Origin of the sequence: uncultured Ilumatobacter sp. (assembly GCF_963980585.1) — a bacterium.
GTDB lineage: Bacteria > Actinomycetota > Acidimicrobiia > Acidimicrobiales > Ilumatobacteraceae > Ilumatobacter_A.
Genome location: NZ_CAXCAM010000012.1, coordinates 1 through 19552, shown reverse-complemented (window position 1 = coordinate 19552; position 19552 = coordinate 1). Strand labels below are relative to the sequence as shown.

At 64.0% G+C, this 19552-nt stretch carries 24 protein-coding genes; 15 read left to right on the top strand and 9 right to left on the bottom strand.

Going from position 1 to position 19552, the window contains the following annotated elements:
* Positions 1–10 precede the first annotated feature (10 nt).
* The gene (locus tag ACH2DW_RS05785) at positions 11–1552 is read right to left on the bottom strand and encodes a 4Fe-4S dicluster domain-containing protein (protein ID WP_394928771.1); all 1542 of its coding nucleotides are present in this window, start codon (positions 1550–1552) and stop codon (positions 11–13) included.
* A 152-nt stretch (positions 1553–1704) separates the two neighbouring features.
* Here ACH2DW_RS05785 and ACH2DW_RS05780 point away from each other — a divergent pair, with 152 nt between their 5' ends.
* Positions 1705–2628, top strand: coding sequence for a LysR family transcriptional regulator (locus ACH2DW_RS05780; protein WP_394928770.1), 924 nt, complete (start codon positions 1705–1707; stop codon positions 2626–2628).
* A gap of 80 nt (positions 2629–2708) precedes the next feature.
* On the opposite strand, the gene ACH2DW_RS05775 is transcribed toward ACH2DW_RS05780, so the two are convergent.
* From ACH2DW_RS05775 to ACH2DW_RS05760, 4 genes are read right to left on the bottom strand one after another with little or no spacing between them, the layout of a single operon-like run.
* The gene (locus ACH2DW_RS05775) at positions 2709–4082 is read right to left on the bottom strand and encodes a pyridoxal phosphate-dependent decarboxylase family protein (RefSeq protein WP_394928769.1); all 1374 of its coding nucleotides are present in this window, start codon (positions 4080–4082) and stop codon (positions 2709–2711) included.
* A gap of 43 nt (positions 4083–4125) precedes the next feature.
* Positions 4126–4959, bottom strand: a complete 834-nt coding sequence (locus ACH2DW_RS05770; RefSeq protein ID WP_394928768.1) for a 2-oxo-hepta-3-ene-1,7-dioic acid hydratase — start codon at positions 4957–4959, stop codon at positions 4126–4128.
* Positions 4956–6488 (bottom strand): 5-carboxymethyl-2-hydroxymuconate semialdehyde dehydrogenase, encoded by a 1533-nt coding sequence (gene hpaE, locus ACH2DW_RS05765; protein WP_394928767.1) that lies wholly within the window; start codon positions 6486–6488, stop codon positions 4956–4958. The genes ACH2DW_RS05770 and hpaE overlap by 4 nt, the downstream gene beginning before the upstream one ends.
* On the bottom strand, positions 6478–6891 hold the full coding sequence (locus tag ACH2DW_RS05760) for a 5-carboxymethyl-2-hydroxymuconate isomerase (RefSeq protein ID WP_394928766.1): 414 nt from the start codon (positions 6889–6891) through the stop codon (positions 6478–6480). The genes hpaE and ACH2DW_RS05760 overlap by 11 nt, the downstream gene beginning before the upstream one ends.
* 68 nt (positions 6892–6959) lie before the next feature.
* On the opposite strand from ACH2DW_RS05760, the gene ACH2DW_RS05755 reads away from it, so the two are divergent.
* From ACH2DW_RS05755 to ACH2DW_RS05725, 7 genes are all read left to right on the top strand, one after another.
* Positions 6960–7832, top strand: coding sequence for a fumarylacetoacetate hydrolase family protein (locus tag ACH2DW_RS05755; RefSeq protein ID WP_394928816.1), 873 nt, complete (start codon positions 6960–6962; stop codon positions 7830–7832).
* Entirely contained in the window at positions 7829–8302 is a 474-nt protein-coding gene (gene hpaR, locus ACH2DW_RS05750) for a homoprotocatechuate degradation operon regulator HpaR (protein ID WP_394928765.1), read from the top strand. The genes ACH2DW_RS05755 and hpaR overlap by 4 nt, the downstream gene beginning before the upstream one ends.
* A gap of 85 nt (positions 8303–8387) precedes the next feature.
* Positions 8388–9701, top strand: a complete 1314-nt coding sequence (locus ACH2DW_RS05745; protein WP_394928764.1) for a cytochrome P450 — start codon at positions 8388–8390, stop codon at positions 9699–9701.
* Entirely contained in the window at positions 9698–10054 is a 357-nt protein-coding gene (locus tag ACH2DW_RS05740) for an aromatic ring-opening dioxygenase subunit LigA (protein WP_394928763.1), read from the top strand. Before ACH2DW_RS05745 ends, ACH2DW_RS05740 begins: the two co-directional genes overlap by 4 nt.
* 1 nt (position 10055) lies before the next feature.
* Positions 10056–10889 (top strand): extradiol ring-cleavage dioxygenase, encoded by an 834-nt coding sequence (locus tag ACH2DW_RS05735; protein ID WP_394928762.1) that lies wholly within the window; start codon positions 10056–10058, stop codon positions 10887–10889.
* Positions 10890–10926: 37 nt separating this feature from the next.
* A complete protein-coding gene (locus ACH2DW_RS05730; RefSeq protein ID WP_394928761.1) occupies positions 10927–11535 on the top strand; it encodes a hypothetical protein in 609 nt (202 codons plus the stop codon).
* An 18-nt stretch (positions 11536–11553) separates the two neighbouring features.
* Positions 11554–11880 carry a hypothetical protein gene (locus ACH2DW_RS05725; RefSeq protein ID WP_394928760.1) on the top strand — a complete coding sequence of 109 codons (327 nt, stop codon included), beginning with the start codon at positions 11554–11556 and terminating at the stop codon, positions 11878–11880.
* A 1-nt stretch (position 11881) separates the two neighbouring features.
* Here ACH2DW_RS05725 and ACH2DW_RS05720 read toward each other — a convergent pair whose 3' ends face one another.
* On the bottom strand, positions 11882–12418 hold the full coding sequence (locus tag ACH2DW_RS05720) for a 1-acyl-sn-glycerol-3-phosphate acyltransferase (protein WP_394928759.1): 537 nt from the start codon (positions 12416–12418) through the stop codon (positions 11882–11884).
* Positions 12419–12557: 139 nt separating this feature from the next.
* On the opposite strand from ACH2DW_RS05720, the gene ACH2DW_RS05715 reads away from it, so the two are divergent.
* The 4 genes from ACH2DW_RS05715 to ACH2DW_RS05700 all read left to right on the top strand — a co-directional run bounded on the left by ACH2DW_RS05715 (position 12558) and on the right by ACH2DW_RS05700 (position 14664).
* Positions 12558–13070: a hypothetical protein gene (locus tag ACH2DW_RS05715; protein ID WP_394928758.1), complete on the top strand. Its 513-nt coding sequence runs from the start codon at positions 12558–12560 to the stop codon at positions 13068–13070.
* A gap of 63 nt (positions 13071–13133) precedes the next feature.
* Positions 13134–13433 carry a hypothetical protein gene (locus ACH2DW_RS05710; RefSeq protein WP_394928757.1) on the top strand — a complete coding sequence of 100 codons (300 nt, stop codon included), beginning with the start codon at positions 13134–13136 and terminating at the stop codon, positions 13431–13433.
* Positions 13430–14167, top strand: coding sequence for a glucose 1-dehydrogenase (locus tag ACH2DW_RS05705; protein ID WP_394928756.1), 738 nt, complete (start codon positions 13430–13432; stop codon positions 14165–14167). Before ACH2DW_RS05710 ends, ACH2DW_RS05705 begins: the two co-directional genes overlap by 4 nt.
* Positions 14164–14664 (top strand): CinA family protein, encoded by a 501-nt coding sequence (locus ACH2DW_RS05700; protein ID WP_394928755.1) that lies wholly within the window; start codon positions 14164–14166, stop codon positions 14662–14664. Before ACH2DW_RS05705 ends, ACH2DW_RS05700 begins: the two co-directional genes overlap by 4 nt.
* Positions 14665–14667: 3 nt before the next feature.
* Here the strand turns inward: ACH2DW_RS05700 and ACH2DW_RS05695 are convergent, their stop codons facing one another.
* From ACH2DW_RS05695 to ACH2DW_RS05685, 3 genes are read right to left on the bottom strand one after another with little or no spacing between them, the layout of a single operon-like run.
* Positions 14668–15861, bottom strand: coding sequence for a RimK family alpha-L-glutamate ligase (locus ACH2DW_RS05695; protein WP_394928754.1), 1194 nt, complete (start codon positions 15859–15861; stop codon positions 14668–14670).
* The gene (locus ACH2DW_RS05690) at positions 15858–16904 is read right to left on the bottom strand and encodes a succinylglutamate desuccinylase/aspartoacylase family protein (RefSeq protein WP_394928753.1); all 1047 of its coding nucleotides are present in this window, start codon (positions 16902–16904) and stop codon (positions 15858–15860) included. Before ACH2DW_RS05690 ends, ACH2DW_RS05695 begins: the two co-directional genes overlap by 4 nt.
* On the bottom strand, positions 16901–17374 hold the full coding sequence (locus tag ACH2DW_RS05685) for an ATP-dependent zinc protease (RefSeq protein ID WP_394928752.1): 474 nt from the start codon (positions 17372–17374) through the stop codon (positions 16901–16903). Before ACH2DW_RS05685 ends, ACH2DW_RS05690 begins: the two co-directional genes overlap by 4 nt.
* 56 nt (positions 17375–17430) lie before the next feature.
* Here ACH2DW_RS05685 and ACH2DW_RS05680 point away from each other — a divergent pair, with 56 nt between their 5' ends.
* The 3 genes from ACH2DW_RS05680 to ACH2DW_RS05670 are packed head-to-tail and all read left to right on the top strand — an operon-like array spanning position 17431 to position 19335.
* On the top strand, positions 17431–17847 hold the full coding sequence (locus tag ACH2DW_RS05680; RefSeq protein WP_394928751.1) for a rhodanese-like domain-containing protein: 417 nt from the start codon (positions 17431–17433) through the stop codon (positions 17845–17847).
* A complete protein-coding gene (locus ACH2DW_RS05675) occupies positions 17829–18917 on the top strand; it encodes an acyl-CoA dehydrogenase family protein (RefSeq protein WP_394928750.1) in 1089 nt (362 codons plus the stop codon). The genes ACH2DW_RS05680 and ACH2DW_RS05675 overlap by 19 nt, the downstream gene beginning before the upstream one ends.
* A 49-nt stretch (positions 18918–18966) precedes the next feature.
* Positions 18967–19335 (top strand): hypothetical protein, encoded by a 369-nt coding sequence (locus ACH2DW_RS05670; RefSeq protein ID WP_394928749.1) that lies wholly within the window; start codon positions 18967–18969, stop codon positions 19333–19335.
* The last annotated feature ends 217 nt before the right edge of the window (positions 19336–19552 follow it).

Genomic DNA, 19552 nt, shown 5'->3' with positions numbered 1-19552 from the left:
TTGGTGACTTTCAGCTGAGTGGGACGGATTGGCCAGCGCGAACGAAGGCTGTTTCGGACAGGAACATGCCGATGAGAGCGAGCACGCCGGCGAACGCGGCGATGCCGGTGTTGGTCGAGCTCGCGTCACCGTTGGTGAGCACGATGATCATCGCAGTGGCGGGCAGCAGCACACCGAGGATGATGCCGAGTTGGAACCATTCCTTTTGAGCGCCCTTGGTCATGTCGTGGATGGCCATCTCGACGTGGCGACTCCCGTGGCTCTGCAACTCGACCCAGCTGAGGAACGCAATCGCGAGGACGCCTCCGAGGAGGGCCCACCAGACCGCACGGTGCGAAGGTATGTCCATGAAGACGTCGAGAATTGCGTAGGCCGAGGCACCCGCGATGACGGCTCGGGCCAGCAGCATCGGGAGGAGCAGCGGAGTCTGCCAAAGGTCGCGGCCCTCGCACTGCCCGAACAGGAAGGCGGTGTACCCGGCGGTGGCGGCGCCGAGGATGGCCGTCGGGATCGCGACGATCTTGAGCGCGTCGCCGGCGTCGGCAGCTCCGAGGAGGAACCACACGGCAGATAGTGCAGCGAACGCGCTGAGCACGTAGGCGCCCTTGACGAGCCATGAGTCGAAGTTGGACTTGGTCAGCAGGTAGTAGAAGCGCTTCGGCTGCTTGAGATCGCCAACGAGCAACCCGCCGGTGAGCGCGAGCATGATGCCCGCAACGATGGGCGGTACGACGCCGACGGCGGCTTGCTCGTCAGCATGACCGAGCACGATCATCAGCGCGGCCATCATCATGATGCCGCCGGCAATGGCCTTGGTGACCAGGTAGCCGGACACCATTCTGTCCCACGTGGTCTTGTGGGCTGTGGTGTACGCCGTGCGGGCGACGATTCCGGGGTCGCCGTGACCGTGGCTGTCGAGTTCAGGTGTGAGCCGGTGGTTGGCGGTGGTATCGGCCCAGATCATGCCGTCGGGTTTGATCTTGGTGCGGGTCGGGTCGAGCGATGCTTGATCAGCGCCCTTGTAATAGACCTTCGGCTCGGTGTTCTGCTCGGGTGAGCGGACTGCGACGTCAAGGCGGCCAATCAGCTTGGTGTTCGCATTGTCCGGGTCGTCGAAGTCGACAACCTTGATCGCCTCGGTCGGGCAGACCACGACACACGACGGCTCGAGGTTCATCTCGACGCGGTGGTTGCAGAAGTTGCACTTCTGCGCGGTGTTCGTTTCCGGGTTGATGAACAGCGCGTCGTAGGGGCAGGCGTTCATGCACGACTTGCAGCCGATGCAGTTGTCGTCTTGGAAGTCGACAACGCCATTGTCGGCACGGAACAGTGCGTTCGTCGGGCAGATCGTCATGCACGGCGCGTCTTCGCACTGATTGCACCGCATCACCGAGAAGTGTCGACTCGCGTCGGGAAATTTGCCGGTCTCGATGTACTTCACCCAGGTCCGGTTGACGCCGAGCGGCACATCGTGTTCGCTCTTGCACGCAATCGTGCAGGCGTGGCAGCCGATACAGGAATCACTGTCGAGCAAGAACCCCAGTCGGGTCATCGCTCCCCCATTCGTTGTGGTGAGTTGATCATCGAGTTGTGCCGTCAAGCGACGGCCTCACTCCATTGTGCCGCGTCAGCACCAACCGCCGATAGACCGACTCAGCCTGTGGGGTCAAAGGTCTGATCTATGACTGCTCATAGACTGAACATGTGCCATTGCCACTTGATTTTCCGGACCTTGCCGCGCTTGACCTGTTTCGTTCCGTGGTCGACCTGGGGAGCGTCTCCAGGGCGGCCGAGGCGCACGGGGTGGCACAACCGTCCGCGTCGAGCCGGATCCGCACGCTCGAACGCCAGCTCGGGTTGCGTCTACTCGAACGGTCGCCGACCGGCTCGCGTCCCACGCCCGACGGACAACTCGTCGCGGACTGGACTGTCGACCTCCTGCGCCGGGCCGACGATCTCGCGGCGAGCGTCGCTTCGTTGAAAGCCGAGCAGAGCGGCCTCCTGCGCATTGCAGCGAGCTACACGATCGCCGAGTACCTCCTTCCGCCATGGCTCGAAACGTTTCTCGCTGACCGCCCGACCGACTCCGTGACGCTCGAGGTGACCAACAGCCGAGCCGTGCTGGACCGACTCGCGTCGGGTGCCGTCGACCTCGGGTTCGTCGAGTCGCAGAACGTGCCAGCAACCCTCGATCAGCAAGCCGTTGCGCACGACGAGTTGGTCCCGGTCGTGTCAGCCCGCCATCCGTGGGCCACCCGCGCATCGGTCGACTTGGCCGAACTCGCTACGACTCCGCTGGTTCTGCGCGAACGCGGTTCAGGTACCCGAGCGGCACTCGAAGCACTGCTTGCCGCGCACGGCCATGACCCGCCTCCGTCGGCACTCGATCTCGGCTCGATCTCGGCGGTCCGTATTGCGGTCGTCAACGGTTCGTCGCCAACGGTGATCAGTCGCCTCGCCGTCGCCGATGACCTCACCAACGGACGGCTGGCTGAACTCAACGTGCCCGGCTTCAGCATCGAGCGCACGCTCCGCGCTGTCTGGCCCCGACGGACCGAACTGTCACGCCTCGCGTCCGCGCTCCTGGCCACGCTGCCGATGGACGATGTGACCGCGCCATCGACCTGACACACCGCGCCTCACCCTGACCCCGGCCAACTGTGCATCGCCCGAGAGCGAACCAGCGCATGCAGCGCCGCCGGAGTCCGTCACTCGTGTGGCGTGAGTCGGCGAGCGCATTCGACAATGACGTCCGCCGCCCGCGCGGCATCATCGAGGGTGGTCTTCCATGACGAGACGCTCACTCGCATTGCTGTCTCGCCACGCCACTGAGTCGCCCCACACCAAATGCGACCGTCGCGTTGAATCTCAGCAATCAGCGCTTCGGTGGTCGCTGCCGAGCCATACCGCAACAGCACCTGGTTGATCACCACGTCGTTGAGTACGTCAAAGTCGGCGCCCCTCAGCTGTTCGGCGATCAGCTGCGCCCCGTCGGACGCGCGCTGGACCAGTTCAGCGACGCCGCTGCGGCCCAGGGTGCGCAGCACCGCCCACACCTCGACTTGACGCGCCCGCTGCGACGACTGCGGCGTGTGGTGCATCGCCTCGAATCCACGCTCGGGCGGCAGATAGCCGGCAACGGACGAGAACGTCCGCCTGAGCGCACCTTCGCGGGCGACGATCGCGATGCCACAGTCGTACGTGACGTTGAGCCATTTGTGTCCGTCTGTCGCCCATGAATCGGCGCGATGGAGACCGGCCACCAGATGTGTTCGACTCGGATCGGCGAGTGCCCACAGACCGAACGCGCCGTCGACGTGGAGCCAGCCATTGTCGGTGGTCGCCGCGAGCCAGTCGGCGATCTCGTCAAACGGATCGAAGGCCCCGGTGTTGACCTCTCCTGCTTGGGCGCAGACGAGAACCGGCCCAGACAGATGCGTCGGCAACTCGGTGTGGTCGATCCGACCCTGGTCGTCGGTGAGCACCTTCACCACTCGATCGCTTCCGAGACCGATGAGACCGAGCGACTTGCGCACCGTGCTGTGAGTGTTCTCTCCGACCACCACGGTGATTGGTGGAGCACCAAACAGACCATCGCTCTTCGCGTCCCACCCTGCCCGTTCGAGCAGTTCGTCGCGTGCTGCCGCCATGCACGACGCGTTGGCAACCGTGGCGCCGGTGACGAATCCGACGTCTGCGTGGCCAGGCAACCGGAGGACATCGAGCAACCAGCCTCGAGCGACGTCGTGCAGCTTCGCCGCTGCCGGGGACATCACGGGCAGCGCGGCGTTCTGATCCCATGCATTGACCAGGAATGCGGCGCCCAGAGCGACGGGGAACGTGGCGCCGTTGACAAAGCCGTAGTAGTTCGGTCCGGTCGACACCATCGTCGCTGGGTCGGCCACTTCGCTCAGCAGTCGAAGTGCGTCGGATGGATCCGTCGGCCCGTCGGGGAGCGGCTCGTCGAACGCATCGAGTCCGGCCAGCGCTGCAGCGTCGGGCGTCGCCGGCCGACCGTCTGTACCCGCCACGTACTCAACCGCCAGACGGGCGGCCTCGTGCAGCAACTCGATGTCGTTCATCGCGCCATTCTCACTCGACGGCATGGGGTCGCGCTGTATTGACTTACGTGACGTTCAGTTCCAGTGTTCCCAGGTAGCCAAAATCCACCCGGAATTCGTCACCAGATCGGCAATCGATCGGCCGGGTGAAGGACCCCGCCAGAATCGTCTCGCCCGCGACCAGTGGAATACCGATGTGCTGGAGGCGATTGGCCAGCCACACGATGCCCATTGCCGGGTCATCGAGCACACCTGCGCCGAGGCCCGTTTCCTCCACCGCACCATTGCGGTAGGCAATTGCGCCAGCCCATCGCAAGTCGCCATTGCGCGCTTCGTCCACCGACACATGCTCGTCGCCGACGACGATGCCTGAGTTCGCCGCGTTGTCGGAGATCGTGTCGAGAACGGTCCGAGTGCGGCCGTCGTCAGGGTGCACCCGGTGCGACCGCGCATCGATCAACTCGAGCGCCGGTACGACATGACTGGTTGCCGCGTAGACGTCGTCGACGGTGAGCTCGCGACCGAACTCGTGCGGTACGAGGTCGCGAGCGAGGACGAAGGCAAACTCGACTTCAATCTTGGGGTCGAGGTGATCGGCAGCGGCGATCGAGCCGCCACTCGGAATGAACATGTCGTCGAGCAACGCACCGAAGTCGGGCTCGTCGATCTTCATGGCCATCTGCATCGCGCGGCTCGTGAGGCCGATCTTGTGCCCTTTGATCGTTGCCCCGTTGGCAACCTGCAAGTCGATCCAGGCTGCTTGGATCGCATAGGCGTCCTCCAACGTGATGTCTGGGAAGCGACGCGTCACCGGGTCGCACGCCACCGCACTGATCCGCGCCTGCTCGTGCTCAGCGGCGAGCAGGGCGATGTGTTCCACCGAGAGGGTCAGGCTCATGAGATGTGTCCCAGCTTCGGAATGGCATGTGAGTCATAGGCAATGGAGATGTTCTTTGTCTCCATGTAGAACTCGAAGCTGTATTCGGGACCACCGTCGCGCCCGATACCACTGGCCTTGGACCCTCCGAACGGCGTTGGTAAGTGCCGGACATTTTGGCTGTTCACCCAAATCATTCCGGCCTCCAGATCGCGCGCGACACGCTGGGCCCGCCCGGTGTCGCCGGTCCAGAGATAGCCGGCAAGGCCGTACTCGATGTCGTTCGCCAGCCGCACAGCTTCGGTCTCGTCGCTGAACGGAATGACCGTCAGCACCGGGCCAAAGATCTCCTCCTGCGCTATGTCCATGTCATTGCGCGCCCCGGTGAACAGCATGGGATCGACGTAGTACGAGTCCGGATCCGACGATGCGCCACCGCCGACGATCACCGAGGCACCCGCTGCCTCCGCCTTCGCTCGGTAGCTCCGGACCTTCGCGCAGTGGCGCGGGTGAATCAGCGGACCGATCTCCGTCGATGGGTCGAGGGGGTGTCCGACCTTGAGCGCCTTGACTCGCTCGGTCAGCCCCGCGACGAACTCGTCGTGAACCGATGACTGGATCAGCAGCCGACTCGATGACGTGCATCGCTCGCCGTTCAAGCTGTAGATCATGAAGATCACGGCGTCGAGGGCTCGATCGAGATCGGCGTCGTCGAACACGATGACCGGGTTCTTCCCACCGAGTTCGAAGTGCACTCGCTTGAGCGTCGGCGCACCCTGGGCCTGGATCATCGAGCCCGTCGACGACTCACCGACGAAAGCGATCGCCTTGATCAGCGGGTGCTCGGTCAGGGCCTTGCCTGCCGACTCGCCGAAGCCGTGCACCGTGTTCAAGACGCCGGGCGGCAGTCCGGCTTCGAGGGCGATCTCCGACAGCATCGCCGCCGTGTAGGGGCTCCATTCGGCGGGCTTGTGGACGACGGTGCAGCCAGCTGCGAGAGCGGGAGCGATCTTCCAGGTCGACAACATGAAGGGTGTGTTCCACGGCGTGATCACGCCAACGGGTCCGAGCGCACGGCGGCTGGAGAAGTTGACATGGTGCTCGTCTGGCATGGAGCGTCCGTTGTTGGCGTCCGGCGCATGGTCAGCGAAGAATCGGAAATTCTCTGCGCCTCGAATCGCGGCGGCGCTCATGAACCGAATCGTCTGCCCCGTGTCGACACACTCGGCCGCGGCGATGTCGTCGGCGCGCGACTCGATCAGATCGGCAACCCTGTGCAGGATCTTCTTCCGTTCCTTGCCAGAGCGACCGGACCAATCGGCGAACGCCTCGTGGGCTGCGTTGGCGGCCGCGTCGATGTCGGCCGCATCGCCTGACGCGACCGAGCCGAGCAGGGTTGCGTCGACGGGTGAGTTGTTCTCGAACGTCTCCCCGCTGGCGCTTGCGGCCGGCCGACCGTCAATGAAGTGCAGCAACGGGGCATCGGCAAACGGCCTGATGCTTGCCGCGGCCAGTGCCCGGTAGTCGTCAAACGTCTTGTCAGCCGCCATGTTCTTCTCCTTCGTGTCCGGTGTTGCGCTCGGCGATGACCGAGCGCAGATTGTTCTTGTTGATCCGGAAGGTCGGGTCGATCTCCTGGTATTCGACGCTGAGCATCAACGTGTCTTGTGCCTCGCCGAGCGCGTCGCTCAGTGCCGCCATCAGTGCTGCGATGAGGCGCTGCTTGTCGGCTTCGACGCGGCCGGCGCCCAGCCGCGCCGTCACGGCGATGAACCCGTTCTTCGGGTGCTGATCGCCGACCGCATAGATGTCGCGCTGGGCGGCTCGAGTGCGCAGCGCATCGAGGGGGGCAATACCGGTGGCCAGCGCCGCCTGGTGCAGCACTGCGACCAATCCGGCGATGTCAGCCACGTCGCTGACGTTGGCCGAGTGCTCAAGAATTAAATGAGGCATTGCAAAGTATTATGTAACATGTTAAGTATTAATGCAACATGAAGTTGCTGAGCTACTCCCACCCATCGATGCGCAACGGAAGCCCGAGCTTCGGAGCCGTCAATGACACCGCTTCGCCGACCGCGTCGATCGTTGATCTGTCGACGCGTATGCCCGGCGTGCGCAATCTGTCGGACTTGATCGCACAGCAACGGATCGGCGAAGCACGCTCGATCGTCGAGACCGCCAGCCCCGACCCGACGGTCGACGTCGCACTCTCCGCTGTCACGTACGAGCGCACGCTTCCGTCCCCTGGCAAGATCTTCTGCATCGGCGTCAACTACGGCGGACGCAACGCCGAATACAAGGACGGCCAGGACGCACCGACCAAGCCGAGCGTGTTCGTCCGGTTTCCCAGTTCATTCACCGGTCACGAGCAGTCGCTCATCCGCCCGCCCGAAAGCCCGCAGCTCGACTACGAGGGTGAAATCGTCGCCGTCATCGGCACCGGCGGCCGCCGCATCGCGCGTGCAGATGCCCGCCACCACATCGCTGGGCTCACCCTCGGCAACGAAGGCACGATTCGTGACTGGGTCCGCCACGCCAAGTTCAACGTCACCCAGGGCAAGAACTGGGACTCGTCTGGCTCGATCGGTCCGTGGATGACGACGCTCGACGAGATCGGCGAGTTCGAGAACCTGCACCTGACCACGCACGTGAACGGCGAACTCCGCCAAGACGACACGCCGGCGACGATGGCGTATCCGATCGAGTTCCAGATCGAGTATCTGTCTACCTTTTGCACGCTCGAGCCCGGCGACATCATCTTCACCGGCACCCCGACCGGCGCGGGTGCCCGATTTGATCCGCCCCGCTTTCTCGAACCAGGCGATGTGGTCGAAGTCTCCGTGCCAGAACTCGGCACCCTGCGCAACGGCATTGCTGACGAGGTGATCTCGTGAGCACCGGCACCGCCACTGCCCGCCGGGCACACGGCGCTGCGCCGATCCGTGAATTCGAGCAGTCATTGCCGATGGCCCTGATGCGCGCCCGCGAAGCAGTGATGCGCCATTTCCGCCCGATCCTCGCCGACCACGACGTCACCGAACAGCAGTGGCGAGTGCTGCGTGCCCTGAACGACGCGACCGAGCCCATCTCGGTGGGTGAGCTGGCCGAACGCACCTTTCTCCTCGGCCCCAGCCTGTCGCGCATGCTCGCCTCACTCGACGAGCGAGGACTCATCGAACGCGCAGCGGGAAACGATGCCCGACGCGCTGAGATCAGCATCAGCACCGACGGGTTGGCGCTCGTTGCCCGGATCGCTCCCTTGAGCGAGGCGGCGTACGAGCAAATCGAACACCAGCTCAAACCGGGTGAAGTCGATCAGCTGGCCGACTTACTCGCTCGACTCTCCACCCCAACCACGCCCTAACGCGGCACCAACCCACACCGACATCCCTTTCCGACATCCCTTTCCGACATCCCTTTCCTGCACCACTGATTGAAAGCGCCACGAGATGAGCGAACACAGCAGTTACCACGAGGCCCCCGACACCCTGGCGACTCCGCCGCCCGGTTGCCCGATGCACGCGAACTGGTCACCCCTCGACGATGACTACCTCGTCGACCCGTACCCCATCGCCAATGCGCTGCGCGACGAGCACCCCGTGTTCTACGCCCCCGACCTCGGCCACGTCGTCGTGACGCGCATGGAAGACATCGACGAGGTGTTCATGAACCCCGATGTCTACGCGTCCACCAACGTCCAGGACCCGATCTACCCCTTGGCCGACGAAGCTGCCGCGGTGCTGGCGACTCCTGACTTCAATCCGGTTGCCGTGATGTCGAACAAGCCCGAACCTGATCACGGCCGGATACGGGTGTACACGCGGCAGGGCTTCTCGAATCGTCGCCTCAAGTCGCTCGAGGGATACATGCGTGACCGCGCCACCGTGCTGCTCGACCAAATGGTTGCCAACGGCTCGCCAGCGGAGTTTGTCAAAGCCCTGGCATTCCCGCTGCCAGCTGAGATCGTGTTCCGCTTCCTCGGATTCCCACCCGAAGACGATGTGATGGTCAAGTCGTGGTGCGCAAACCGACGAGCGTTCTCCTGGGGGATGCCGACCGCTGAAGAGCAGGTCGAGATCGCTGAGGGCATGGTCAGCTACTGGCGTTACTGCCGCGACTTCGTTGCCCAGCGACGCGACGAACGTACCGACGATTTCACCTCCGAACTCCTCGACGCGCACGACGCCGACCCTGACCCGACGAACGGCACCGGCCTGAGCTATCAGGAGGTCGAATCAATCGTCTACGGCTTCTCGTTCGCCGGTCACGACCCCGTCACCGCGCTGCTCTGCAACACCCTGCTCTGCCTGCTCCCCCGCCGCGACCAGTGGGACGCGCTCTGTGCGGATCCATCGCTCGCAGCGGCAGCCGTGGAAGAGACGCTGCGCTACGAGTCGAGCCAGATCTCATGGCGCCGGGTCACGACACAGGACACCACGCTCGGCGGCATCGACCTGCCCGCCGGAACACGGTTGTATCTCAACTTTGCATCGGCGAACCACCAACCCGATCTGTTCGAAAACCCCGAGACGTTCGACATCCATCGCCATCGCCCCAACCGACACATCTCATTCGGCAAAGGGATTCACTTCTGCGTCGGCAATGGCCTCGCACGAATGGAAGCACGCATCGCGCTCGAGTTGCTCTCGCAGCGCCTGCCTTCGCTCCGTCTCGTCGAAGACCAGCAGCTCACCTACTTCCCGAACATCACCTTCCGCGGCCCTGACGCTCTGCATTTGGAGTGGGAAGGTGACCCGGCATGAGTCTCTACGCGGTTCAGAAGTTCCTGTTTGAGATCAACCGGTCCCAGGAGATGCAGGACCGATACAGCGCCGACCGACGGGCCGAAGTCGCAGGGTTCGACCTCACCGATGAGGAAACCGAGGCACTGGTGGCACCCGACATCGGCAAGCTGTTCCACCTCGGCGTCAACGGTCAGATCCTCATGCACTTCGCCGCGTTCCATCAGATCGATTGGCAGGACTATCTCCAGCGCATGCGGGACGGCATTGCCGAGCACGGCCCCGTCCGAGAGGGCGTCTATGCGATGACCACGAGCCTCGACGAGGTGGTCGCACCGGTCCACACCCCTGCTACTCCAGAAGGCAGCCACTGACATGCCCCTCGTCTTTGCCGGCGTGTGCTCACACGCGCCTGGAATCACCGGTCGATCCGACCAGGCCGATCCCGACGTCCGCGATCGCTTCTACGCCGCGTTCGATCAGATGCGCGTCGACCTCGAAGCGTCGAAACCCGACGCCATCGTCGTGATCGCCGCCGAGCACTTCGCCAACTTCTTCATGAACAACATGCCGTCGTTCGCACTGGGCATGGCCGACAGCTACGACGGCCCGATCGAAGATCCAGGTTGGCTCGGCATCGACAAGCACCAGGTACCGGGCAACCGCGACCTGTCGCACCGGTTCATCGAGCAGGTGATGCACACCTCTGACGTCAGCTACGCGGAGGAGTGGAAGTTCGACCACGGGATCATGGTGCCACTGCACTTTCTGACCCCCCGTTACGACACCCCGGTCATCCCGGTCAACATCAACTGCCAGGGCCCGCCGCTGTCGCCGCTGCATCGCTCGTGGACGTTTGGCGAGTCGCTCCGTGCAGCGTGCGACGCGCTGCCCGAACGCATCGCGATTGTCGGCACTGGCGGTATTTCGCACTGGCCGGCCACGCCCGATTCGGGCAAGATCAACGTCGAGTGGGACCTCGACTTCATGGATCGCTGGTGCCGCAACGACCGCGCGGCGCTCCTCGATTATGACGACCTGACGGTCTACGCGGACGCCGGGCAAGGCGGGTTCGAGATCCGCACCTTCATTTCTGTGGCGGCAGCCGCTGCCGGTGCGACCGGCACCGTGCACTTCTGTGAGCCGATCCCGATCTTCGCCGTGAGCTGCACGATCGCCTCCTACAACATCTCCGCGTCGGGCATCTAGTGCACATCAAGGCGCAGCTCGGGCCGAGGGTCGGGCGATGAGCGCGATCGACATCCCGACCGACTTCACCGCGCTGCACGATCGCGAGTGGGACCGACTGAGTCATCCCGGCACCTGGCTCACCGGCCGTGAACGAGTCGCGGTCGCCGCGGCGGCGCGCGGAGAGGCTGCATCCTCGCCCGCCGAAGAGGCAGCGGCGGTCATCTCCACCGCCCCAGCAACGATCACACGCGACTGGTTTGATGCGGTGCTCGCCAGGGATTTGAGCACCGAGCAGTATGTCGAGGTGCTTGGCATCGTGGCTCGGCTTCGGGCGCTCGACACCACCCGATTCGGTCTCGGCCACAATCCCCGACCACTTCCTGAGCCGCATGACGGCGAGCCCTCGCCGATCACCACGCAGGCGGTGATCGACGGGTCGTGGGTGCCCACCATCGGTGTCGCGTTCCCACCAACGATCCTCAGTGCAGTGCCACCGGAGAACGAGGCCATGTTCGACGTGCACACCACCCTGTATCTCGCGCCGGACGGCAATCCCGACGGGAACTCGATGGGCAACATGAATGCGGTTCGCGAAGGACTGAGCCGATCACAAATGGAGTTCGTCGCTGCACGAACCTCGCTGCTGAACGATTGCTTCTTTTGACTGTATGGCCACGCTGGGATGCTCCGTGCGAGCGCCCGCCATCACAACGAAGACATCAACTTGCTCGGCGTCGGCAGGCCACACGTCGATGTGGGCCTTCCAGGCGGTCGTGTGCTCAGCGCGCTGGTCGAGGCCGCTGTACTCCGTGACGGCGACGAGATGGAACGCGCTCGGACACAGGCCATCGAGGTGCTCGGTTCGGGTGCCACTGCGCGTGCGGTGCAGGTCACCGGCAACTTCGAGATGATGAACCGACTCCTCGATGCCGTCGGCGTGGGTCCGCCCGACGGCATGCTGGCGATTGGCGATGCCATCGGTGTTCCGTTGCCCGATCGGCACAGGTGAGTCAGGTGTCGCTGAAGCGAATTTCGCTCTCTTGGTCCGGGTACTTGCCCCGCTTGTCGGCGTAGAACGCTCGGAACATGTCGAGGTCTGCCTCGATATCGCCGGTCGGGACCATCGTTGGGCCGAAGCCGACGGTACGTGTCGAGTAGTCGACGAACGCGAGACCGATCGGCACCTTCGCGGCCAGCGCGATTCGGTAGAAACCCGACTTCCAATGATCGGTGTGCGACCGAGTTCCCGCCGCCGGAATCGCCAGCGCCATATGTTCGGCAGCATCGAACTCGTCGGCAAGCGACTCCACCATTCCGCGTCGCTCGTCGCGCCGCACCGGCACACCGCCCAGCATTCGCATGATGCGATTCATCGGTCCACGGAACAGTTGGTGTTTTCCGAGCCAGTTGAGGTTCTCACCGGAACTCCACGATGCCATCAAGAGACTCAGCAGATCCCAGTTCGTGGTGTGCGGCGCGCAGAGCAGAACGTAGGTGTCGTGTTGCGGCGGTTCGCCGACCGCCGTGAATCGAGTGATCTTGAGCATGAGCCGCGCCAATTTTCGTTTCACTTCGATCGCTGTCCGTTCCGAGTGCGGACCCGCCTGCTCGAGTCGTTGTCAGTCTCTCATGGATTCCGGCTGTGCACCTCGTCGTCTGATCAGACCGAGAACTACCGTTGAAACCATGGCAGAGCGAGCCGATCGGCAAGTCACCCATCGCAGTCACGTCAGCTACATCGACAAGTCTCGCGAGTACTACGAAGCGTCTGGATATGACCAGCCCTACCGTTGGGCTGCGTTCAACGAAGCGCCTTTCACGCCCCTGACGAAGCCGCTGGCCGAGTGCAACGTCGCCGTGATCACGACGACGTATCTCCATCATCATGATTCAGCGCACGGAGCGCCCGCCACCGACAAGGTGGTGTATCACCATCCTGTTGCGGACCGACCGGAGCGGATGTTCACCAGCGATCTGTCGTGGGACAAGCAAGCAACGCATACCGATGACCCCGAGAGCTTCCTGCCGCTCGGAGCATTGACCGCACTCGTCGAGGACGGCAAGATCGGCCAGCTCAATCATCGGTTCTTCGGCGTCCCCACCGAATACAGCCAACGCCGTACCGGTCTTGATGCCGCAACGATTGGCGAGTGGTGTGCCGAAGATCAGGTTGATATCGCCCTCCTGGTCCCGCTTTGACCGGTGTGTCACCAGACCGTGAGTCTGGTTTCGCGTCACCTTGAAGCAGCTGGAATCCCCACCGTGGTGATCGGGAGCGCCCGCGACATCGTCGAAGAGTGTGGTGTCGCTCGCATGCTGTTCGTCGACTTCCCGCTCGGCAATCCGTGTGGCAAGCCAGGTGACCGGGCGATGCAGCAATCGATCATCTCATTGGCTCTCGACGTGGTCGACACCGCAATCGCGCCCCGCACGACGGTGCAAGCGCCCGTGCATTGGGGATCAGACAACTGGAGGAGCGCGTTTATGGAAGTCGGCGACCACAACATCGAGGCACTCCGTGCCGCAGGCGCCAAGCGCCGGGAAGCGCAGGTCACATCGTGAGCAACGGACGCATCGCCGGCAAGATCGCACTCATCACGGGCGGCGCCCGCGGCCAGGGCCGCCAAGAGGCTGAACGGTTCGCCGCAGAGGGCGCGACGGTGTACATCACTGACGTGCTCGACGACGTCGGCGCGGCAGCAGCCGATGAGTTGGGCGACGCGGTCACATTCCTGCACCACGACGTCACCAGTGAGGATGACTGGGCCGCCGTGATCGCTGGGATCGTCGAACAACACGGCCGCATCGACATCCTCGTCAACAACGCAGGGATCTTCTCGATGACCGCCGCGCTCGATACGTCAATCGAAGCGTGGAATCAGATGGTGGCCATCAACCAGACCGGTGTCTTCCTCGGCATCCGAGACGTCGGCCGGGTGATGTGCGAGCAAGGCTCGGGCAGCATCATCAACATCTCATCGATCGCAGGGCTGGCCGGCGTCGGGCGGGCGCACGCCTATGCGGCAACAAAGTGGGCCGTACGCGGGATGAGTAAGTCGGCCGCGATCGAGTTTGCCGCGCATGGCGTCCGCGTCAACTCGGTGCATCCAGGCATCATCGACACCGACATGCTGCGCGAGTTCGGTGGCAACCTCGAACGCATCACCGAGTCGATCCCTATGGGTCGCACCGCTTCTGCCGACGAGGTCGCGAATGTCGTGCTGTTCCTCGCCTCTGAAGAGGCGTCGTACTGCAGTGGGCACGAGTTCGTCGTCGACGGTGCCATGAACGCATGACCGCGGTGCTTCCCGAAGGACTCCTCGCTGCCGGCGCTGTGTGCGGTGAACTTCTTCGCGCGCGTGGCGAGACCGTGGCGACCGGCGAGGGCAGTTGCGGTGGACTGATTTCCACCGCGCTACTCGCCGTACCTGGTGCATCGGCGTACTTCCTCGGAGGCAGTGTGATCTACACCAAGCACGCCCTCGACGGTCTCCTCACGGGCCAGGTCGAACGGCCACCAAAACTGCGCGGCGCATCTGAACCCTGGGTGATGCATCTCGCTGAAGCTGCGCGCACGCACATCGGCGCAACATGGGGCATTGGCGAAGGCGGCGCGACTGGCCCCTCAGGCAACCCGTACGGCGACCCGGCCGGGCACGCTTGGGTCGGCGTCTCGGGCCCCGTCGACGCGTCACGACACGTCCTCACCGGCGACGATGATCGCGCCGCAAACATGGTGGCGTTCGCCATCGCCGGCCTCGATCTTTTCGCCGACACCCTGCGATCCGCCTGAGCCTTAGTCGGCGTCGGGCAGCGCTTCGTCGGGCAACTTGCGAACCTTGGCGCGTCGTTTGCGACGTGTGGGAATCATGCTCCGCATCTCTTCGAGCTTGCCGAAGCAGAGCAGCCGGTCCTCGCCTTCGAGAGTTCGACTCTCCTTCGGGTTCGGGATGACGGCGTTGCCGCGGTGCAAGGTCAGCACGGTGATGTCCCGCTCGCGGAGACCCGATTCTGCGAGCGTCTGCCCGACAAACTCCGAACCTTCGGGCACGTGGACTTCGGCGACGCCGTACCCAGTGCTGACGGTGAGTCGTTGCCGGACGTCGAGTTCCGGAAACGCCACCTGGTTGGCAATGTGGTCGATGATTGCGCCCGCGATATCGAGTTCGGTGGCCCGTTCGATGCCTTCGAGCCCAGGCGATGAGTTGACCTCCATCACGAGTGGACCCTCATTGCCTTCGAGCATGTCCACGCCCGCAACTCGGAGGCCCATGATCTGAGCCGCCCGCACCGCGGTGCGTTCGTACTCCTCGGTCAGTTCGACTGCCTCAACCGAGCCGCCGCGATGGACGTTCGACCGAAACTCATCGCCCTGTGCGGTTCGACGCATCGCACCGACCACGCGGTCGCCCACAACCAGCGCACGAATGTCACGGCCCTTGCTCTCAGCGATGAACTGTTGGATCAACACGTTCTGCTTGGTGCTCTGCAGCGTTTCGATGATTGCCTCGGCCACTTTGATGTCCGGCGCCAGAATGACGCCGATTCCCTGGGTTCCTTCGAGCAGCTTGATGACGACGGGCGCGCCCCCGACCAACTCAATGGCTGGGAGGACATCTGCCTTGTCGCGAACGAACGACGTGGCCGGCATCCCGATGTCGTGTCGGCTGAGAATTTGTGTCGCCCGGAGCTTGTCGCGCGAGTTCGCGATGCCGTTCGAGGTGTTCGGTGTGTAGACGTCCATCTGTTCGAATTGACGGACCACCGCAGTGCCGAAATAGGTGACCGAGGCACCGATCCGGGGCAACACCGCGTCGTAGTCACTGAGCTGTTTGCCCCGGAACTGCAGGTCCGGCTCGTCGCCTGCAAGATCAATGGCGAACCGCATCGTGTTGAGCACCTTGCAGTCGTGCCCACGCTCCAACGCTGCGATCTTCAACCGCTGTGTGCTGTATGCCTGCGGTGACCGGGACAAGATGCCGAGTTTCATGAGAAGTCCTGACTGGAGCGTCGTCGACGGGCCGACGCGGCCGCCGTCTCGATGGCGTCGACGTCGGAACCGACATCGGCGATGTGGACGATGGCGTCGCCCTGGTTGACGAGCGGTTGCCGCGAGTGGCCGATCACCAACCCCGTGCGATTGGCCTTCATCGAACTGACTCGAACGCCGACCGAGTCGTGAATGGTCGCGAGCGTGTCACCTCTGGCGACGGCATCGCCGAGACCGACGTGCATCGACGCAATGCCGCTGCGCCGCGCCCGCACCCAGCCACTTGAACGGCTCTCGACCGGCACCGGGAGCACCTGCACGTCATCGTCGTCGATCATGTCGAGTTGATGCAGTACTCGTCGAATGCCGCGACTCCCGACAACAGCGGCCTCTTCGTCGATCCGCCAGGCTTCGCCGCCTTCAAAGAGCAGCACCGTCGCCCCCGCCGCAGTGGCCGCAGCCCGCATCGATCCGTCACGCAACTTTGCATGCAGCATGAACGGCGCACCGAACGCCTCGGCCAGCGTGCGCGTGGCCGGGTCATCGAGATCGGCACGGATCTGCGGGAGGTTCGTCCGATGATCGGAGCCAGTGTGCAAGTCGATCCCAACGTCACAGCGCTGCACGATCTGCTTCATGAACAGGTTGGCGATCCGTCCGGCAAGCGAGCCGTGTTCCGATCCGGGGAACGATCGGTTGAGGTCGCGACGGTCTGGCAGATATCGATCTCCGCTGAGGAAGCCATGGACGTTGACGATGGGAACGGCGAGCACGGTGCCACGCAGCTTGCGGGGATCGAGGTTGGCGAGCACCCGACGGATGATTTCGACACCAGCAACCTCGTCTCCGTGCACCGCCGCACTCAGCCAGACCGTCGGTCCGTCGACCGGTCCGTGCAAGACCCGCAGCGGGAGGGAGATATGCGTCCCGGTGACGAGACGTGAGACAGGTAGCTCACCCGTTCCCGACCGTCCGCCAGCCACTTCCAGATCGCCGATCCGGAAGGGTTCGCGGCGTGGGGGCCGTCGAGTCGCAGCGTTCATGTCTTTCCTTGATTACGTCGACGTACCGCTTTCGACGGTTTGCCGCCGAGGTACGACGCTGCAGGATCGACCAGAAAGCCCTGTTCGAGTGCTTCGCGGCCGACCAGCATGCGGAACCCCATCTCATCGCGTCGCGTGAGCGTGACTTCGGCATCAACCCGGCGGCCGGCAAGCACGAGACACGCCCGCACGACGGGCCGGTCGGACCGCGTTCCCGACGAGCTGGTGATGGTCCGATGATCGATTCTGATCGCTTCGACGACGGCGACATCATCGTCGGAACGCTGCCAGGGTTGCACCGCGAACCGGACCCATTCGACCTCGTCGCGCTCGAACAATTCGAGATCGAACGCATGGAGCGCCGAGGTACGAGCACCCGTGTCGATCTTGGCCTTGATCGCGTCGACGCCCCAGTCGGGAAGCCCAGCCCACTCTCTCCACCCGACTGTGGTCGAGCCTGGACGTGTCATGGCTGAAGTGTGCCACGATCCATCGCAACGCAGACCCGTTTCGTAGTGTTCTGACCATGACGCGTCGAACCGTTCACGACCTGGTTGCCGAAGCAAAGGCTGACATCGAGGAATTGACTGCCGAGCAGGTCAAGGCGGAACTCGACGCCGGGACGGCGATGCTCATCGACATCCGCGATATTCGCGAACGTGTCGAGAAGGGCGTGATTCCCGGCGCTGTCTCCGCGCCGCGTGGGATGTTGGAGTTCTGGTTCGATCCAGAGAGCCCGTATCACCAAGACCGCTATACGCCCGAGGGTCGATACATCTTCCACTGCGCGAGCGGGTGGAGATCTGCCTTGGCGGCGCAGGTCATCGGCGAGATCGGCTTCACCAACGTTGCTCATCTCGAGACCGGTTTCACCGGCTGGGTGGAAGCTGGTTACGACATCGATGACATCACGGACACTTCCAAGTGGATCAAGCGTCCCTGACGCCGGTCGATCGCGCCCGCACGCTGGCTGACAAGGTGCTGGCTCGAGCGGCTGAATGTGTCGACCGCGACGCGATCATCCCGACGACGCACTTCGCTGCGCTGGCCGAAGCTGGGTTGTTTGGGATCCTCGGGCCCCTCAACGCCGGCGGATCCGACCTGTCGGCTCATGAGACTCGGCGCGTCATCGCCGCAATCGCTGGTGGCTGCGGCGCAACGTTCTTCGTGTGGGTCCAACACCACGGCGTCGTGCGCGCGTTGCGCGGCTCGCAAAACACACACCTGCGTGACTCGTACTTAGCGCCGCTGTGTGTCGGGCAGATGATCGCCGGGGTTGCGTTCGCTCATGCCCGACGAATCGGGCCGGCTGCAGTGCGCGCAACACGCGTCGCCGGAGGCTGGCGGTTCGATGGGTTCGCTCCGTGGACCACGTCCTGGGGCATTGCCCAACGGTTCGTCGTTGTCGGCGAGAGCGATGCCGGCGAACTCGTCTGGGTGATGATCGATGGGAAGACAACCAGCGGGATCACCCCGCGCCACCTTGAACTCCCAGTCCTCGCCGCCACCGGGACGGTTGCGTTGGAATTCAACGGGTTCGTGGCGGCCGACGCCGACGTGATGACGATCATCGATGCGGGCGAGTGGCGAGTCGCCGATCGTCTCACCAGCTCGATCGGACAGACCGCTGCACTGGGGGTCGCCGAACGCGCCGTGTCGCTGCTCGCTGGCACCACCGAGCGCGGCGATGGAAACGACCTCGATGTTGAGGAGGCCCGCAGTGCATTACTTGAGCTCCTCGATGGCTGCTGGGCCGACGATGACCAGCTGGTTTCGGAGATGTCCGCGCCGATCAACGACCGTGAAACATGGATCCGCGAGGCCAGCCTGCATCGGGCCCGCTGCCTTGAGATGGCGCGCACCGCGACCACCGTGCTCCTCGCGGCTTCTGGCGGCGGCGGTCTGGATCTTTCTCACCCGGCCCAACGGCTTGCCCGCGAAGCGATGTTCTACGTCATCCAGGCCCAGACCGCCGACGGCAGGTCTGCCACGCTGCGTGCTCTCACATCCTGAGTCGGCGACGTCGGCATCTCTGTGACAGCCCGGCGCGACGATCGCGCCGATGGCCACCAACGCAGAGCTCCAGCATCTTGCCGCAAACACGTTGAGCCCCGACCCGCGCACGGCGTTGAGTGCGTGCCGACGGCTCAGCACCGAGGAGCTGCCCTGGCTCACCGAGCGGGCCGTGCACCGCGCTCGACGGCAAGGCTGGTCATGGCGGATCATCGGCCAGTTGCTCGGCGTCTCAGGCCAGGCGGCACGCAAACGCTTCGTCCACCTCGACCGCCCGGCTCCGCCATCGCTGGATCGCCGCCCTGAGCGATGGGCCGAGACCGAGCATCGTTCCTTGGCAGCACACGCCCGACAGCTTCGTCTCGCCGCCGACCTCGCAGCATGGGAACGCAGCGGCGTCGACATCGTGCCGTGGTGACCCGCCTCGCTCTTCCATCAATCAAACGAGCGACAGCTCGTGACGTTGTGGAAGTTGACAACCGCGGTTGTCAACAACGACAACCCCTCTTGCGAATTGCGCCGCGCTTGTCCCCCGCTGGCGGGTCAACTCGTTGTTGACTTCTCCGTCGCCGCCGTCTTCGTCGCTGCCGTCTTCTTGGTTGCTGTCTTCTTCTTGGTTGCTGTCTTCTTCTTGG

Excerpts from the sequence above, each read along its gene's own strand:
- hpaE (WP_394928767.1), bottom strand. The coding sequence starts at position 6,488 with ATGGCGGCTGACAAGACGTTTGACGACTACCGGGCACTGGCCGCGGCA.
- ACH2DW_RS05715 (WP_394928758.1), top strand. The coding sequence starts at position 12,558 with ATGGCAGAGCGAGCCGATCGGCAAGTCACCCATCGCAGTCACGTCAGC.
- ACH2DW_RS05770 (WP_394928768.1), bottom strand. The coding sequence starts at position 4,959 with ATGAGCCTGACCCTCTCGGTGGAACACATCGCCCTGCTCGCCGCTGAG.
- ACH2DW_RS05785 (WP_394928771.1), bottom strand. The coding sequence starts at position 1,552 with ATGACCCGACTGGGGTTCTTGCTCGACAGTGATTCCTGTATCGGCTGC.
- ACH2DW_RS05700 (WP_394928755.1), top strand. The coding sequence starts at position 14,164 with ATGACCGCGGTGCTTCCCGAAGGACTCCTCGCTGCCGGCGCTGTGTGC.
- ACH2DW_RS05755 (WP_394928816.1), top strand. The coding sequence starts at position 6,960 with ATGCGCAACGGAAGCCCGAGCTTCGGAGCCGTCAATGACACCGCTTCG.
- ACH2DW_RS05745 (WP_394928764.1), top strand. The coding sequence starts at position 8,388 with ATGAGCGAACACAGCAGTTACCACGAGGCCCCCGACACCCTGGCGACT.
- ACH2DW_RS05685 (WP_394928752.1), bottom strand. The coding sequence starts at position 17,374 with ATGACACGTCCAGGCTCGACCACAGTCGGGTGGAGAGAGTGGGCTGGG.
- ACH2DW_RS05740 (WP_394928763.1), top strand. The coding sequence starts at position 9,698 with ATGAGTCTCTACGCGGTTCAGAAGTTCCTGTTTGAGATCAACCGGTCC.
- ACH2DW_RS05775 (WP_394928769.1), bottom strand. The coding sequence starts at position 4,082 with ATGAACGACATCGAGTTGCTGCACGAGGCCGCCCGTCTGGCGGTTGAG.
- ACH2DW_RS05680 (WP_394928751.1), top strand. The coding sequence starts at position 17,431 with ATGACGCGTCGAACCGTTCACGACCTGGTTGCCGAAGCAAAGGCTGAC.
- ACH2DW_RS05725 (WP_394928760.1), top strand. The coding sequence starts at position 11,554 with ATGCTCCGTGCGAGCGCCCGCCATCACAACGAAGACATCAACTTGCTC.
- ACH2DW_RS05730 (WP_394928761.1), top strand. The coding sequence starts at position 10,927 with ATGAGCGCGATCGACATCCCGACCGACTTCACCGCGCTGCACGATCGC.
- ACH2DW_RS05695 (WP_394928754.1), bottom strand. The coding sequence starts at position 15,861 with ATGAAACTCGGCATCTTGTCCCGGTCACCGCAGGCATACAGCACACAG.
- ACH2DW_RS05690 (WP_394928753.1), bottom strand. The coding sequence starts at position 16,904 with ATGAACGCTGCGACTCGACGGCCCCCACGCCGCGAACCCTTCCGGATC.
- ACH2DW_RS05720 (WP_394928759.1), bottom strand. The coding sequence starts at position 12,418 with ATGCTCAAGATCACTCGATTCACGGCGGTCGGCGAACCGCCGCAACAC.
- ACH2DW_RS05735 (WP_394928762.1), top strand. The coding sequence starts at position 10,056 with ATGCCCCTCGTCTTTGCCGGCGTGTGCTCACACGCGCCTGGAATCACC.
- ACH2DW_RS05670 (WP_394928749.1), top strand. The coding sequence starts at position 18,967 with ATGGCCACCAACGCAGAGCTCCAGCATCTTGCCGCAAACACGTTGAGC.
- ACH2DW_RS05760 (WP_394928766.1), bottom strand. The coding sequence starts at position 6,891 with ATGCCTCATTTAATTCTTGAGCACTCGGCCAACGTCAGCGACGTGGCT.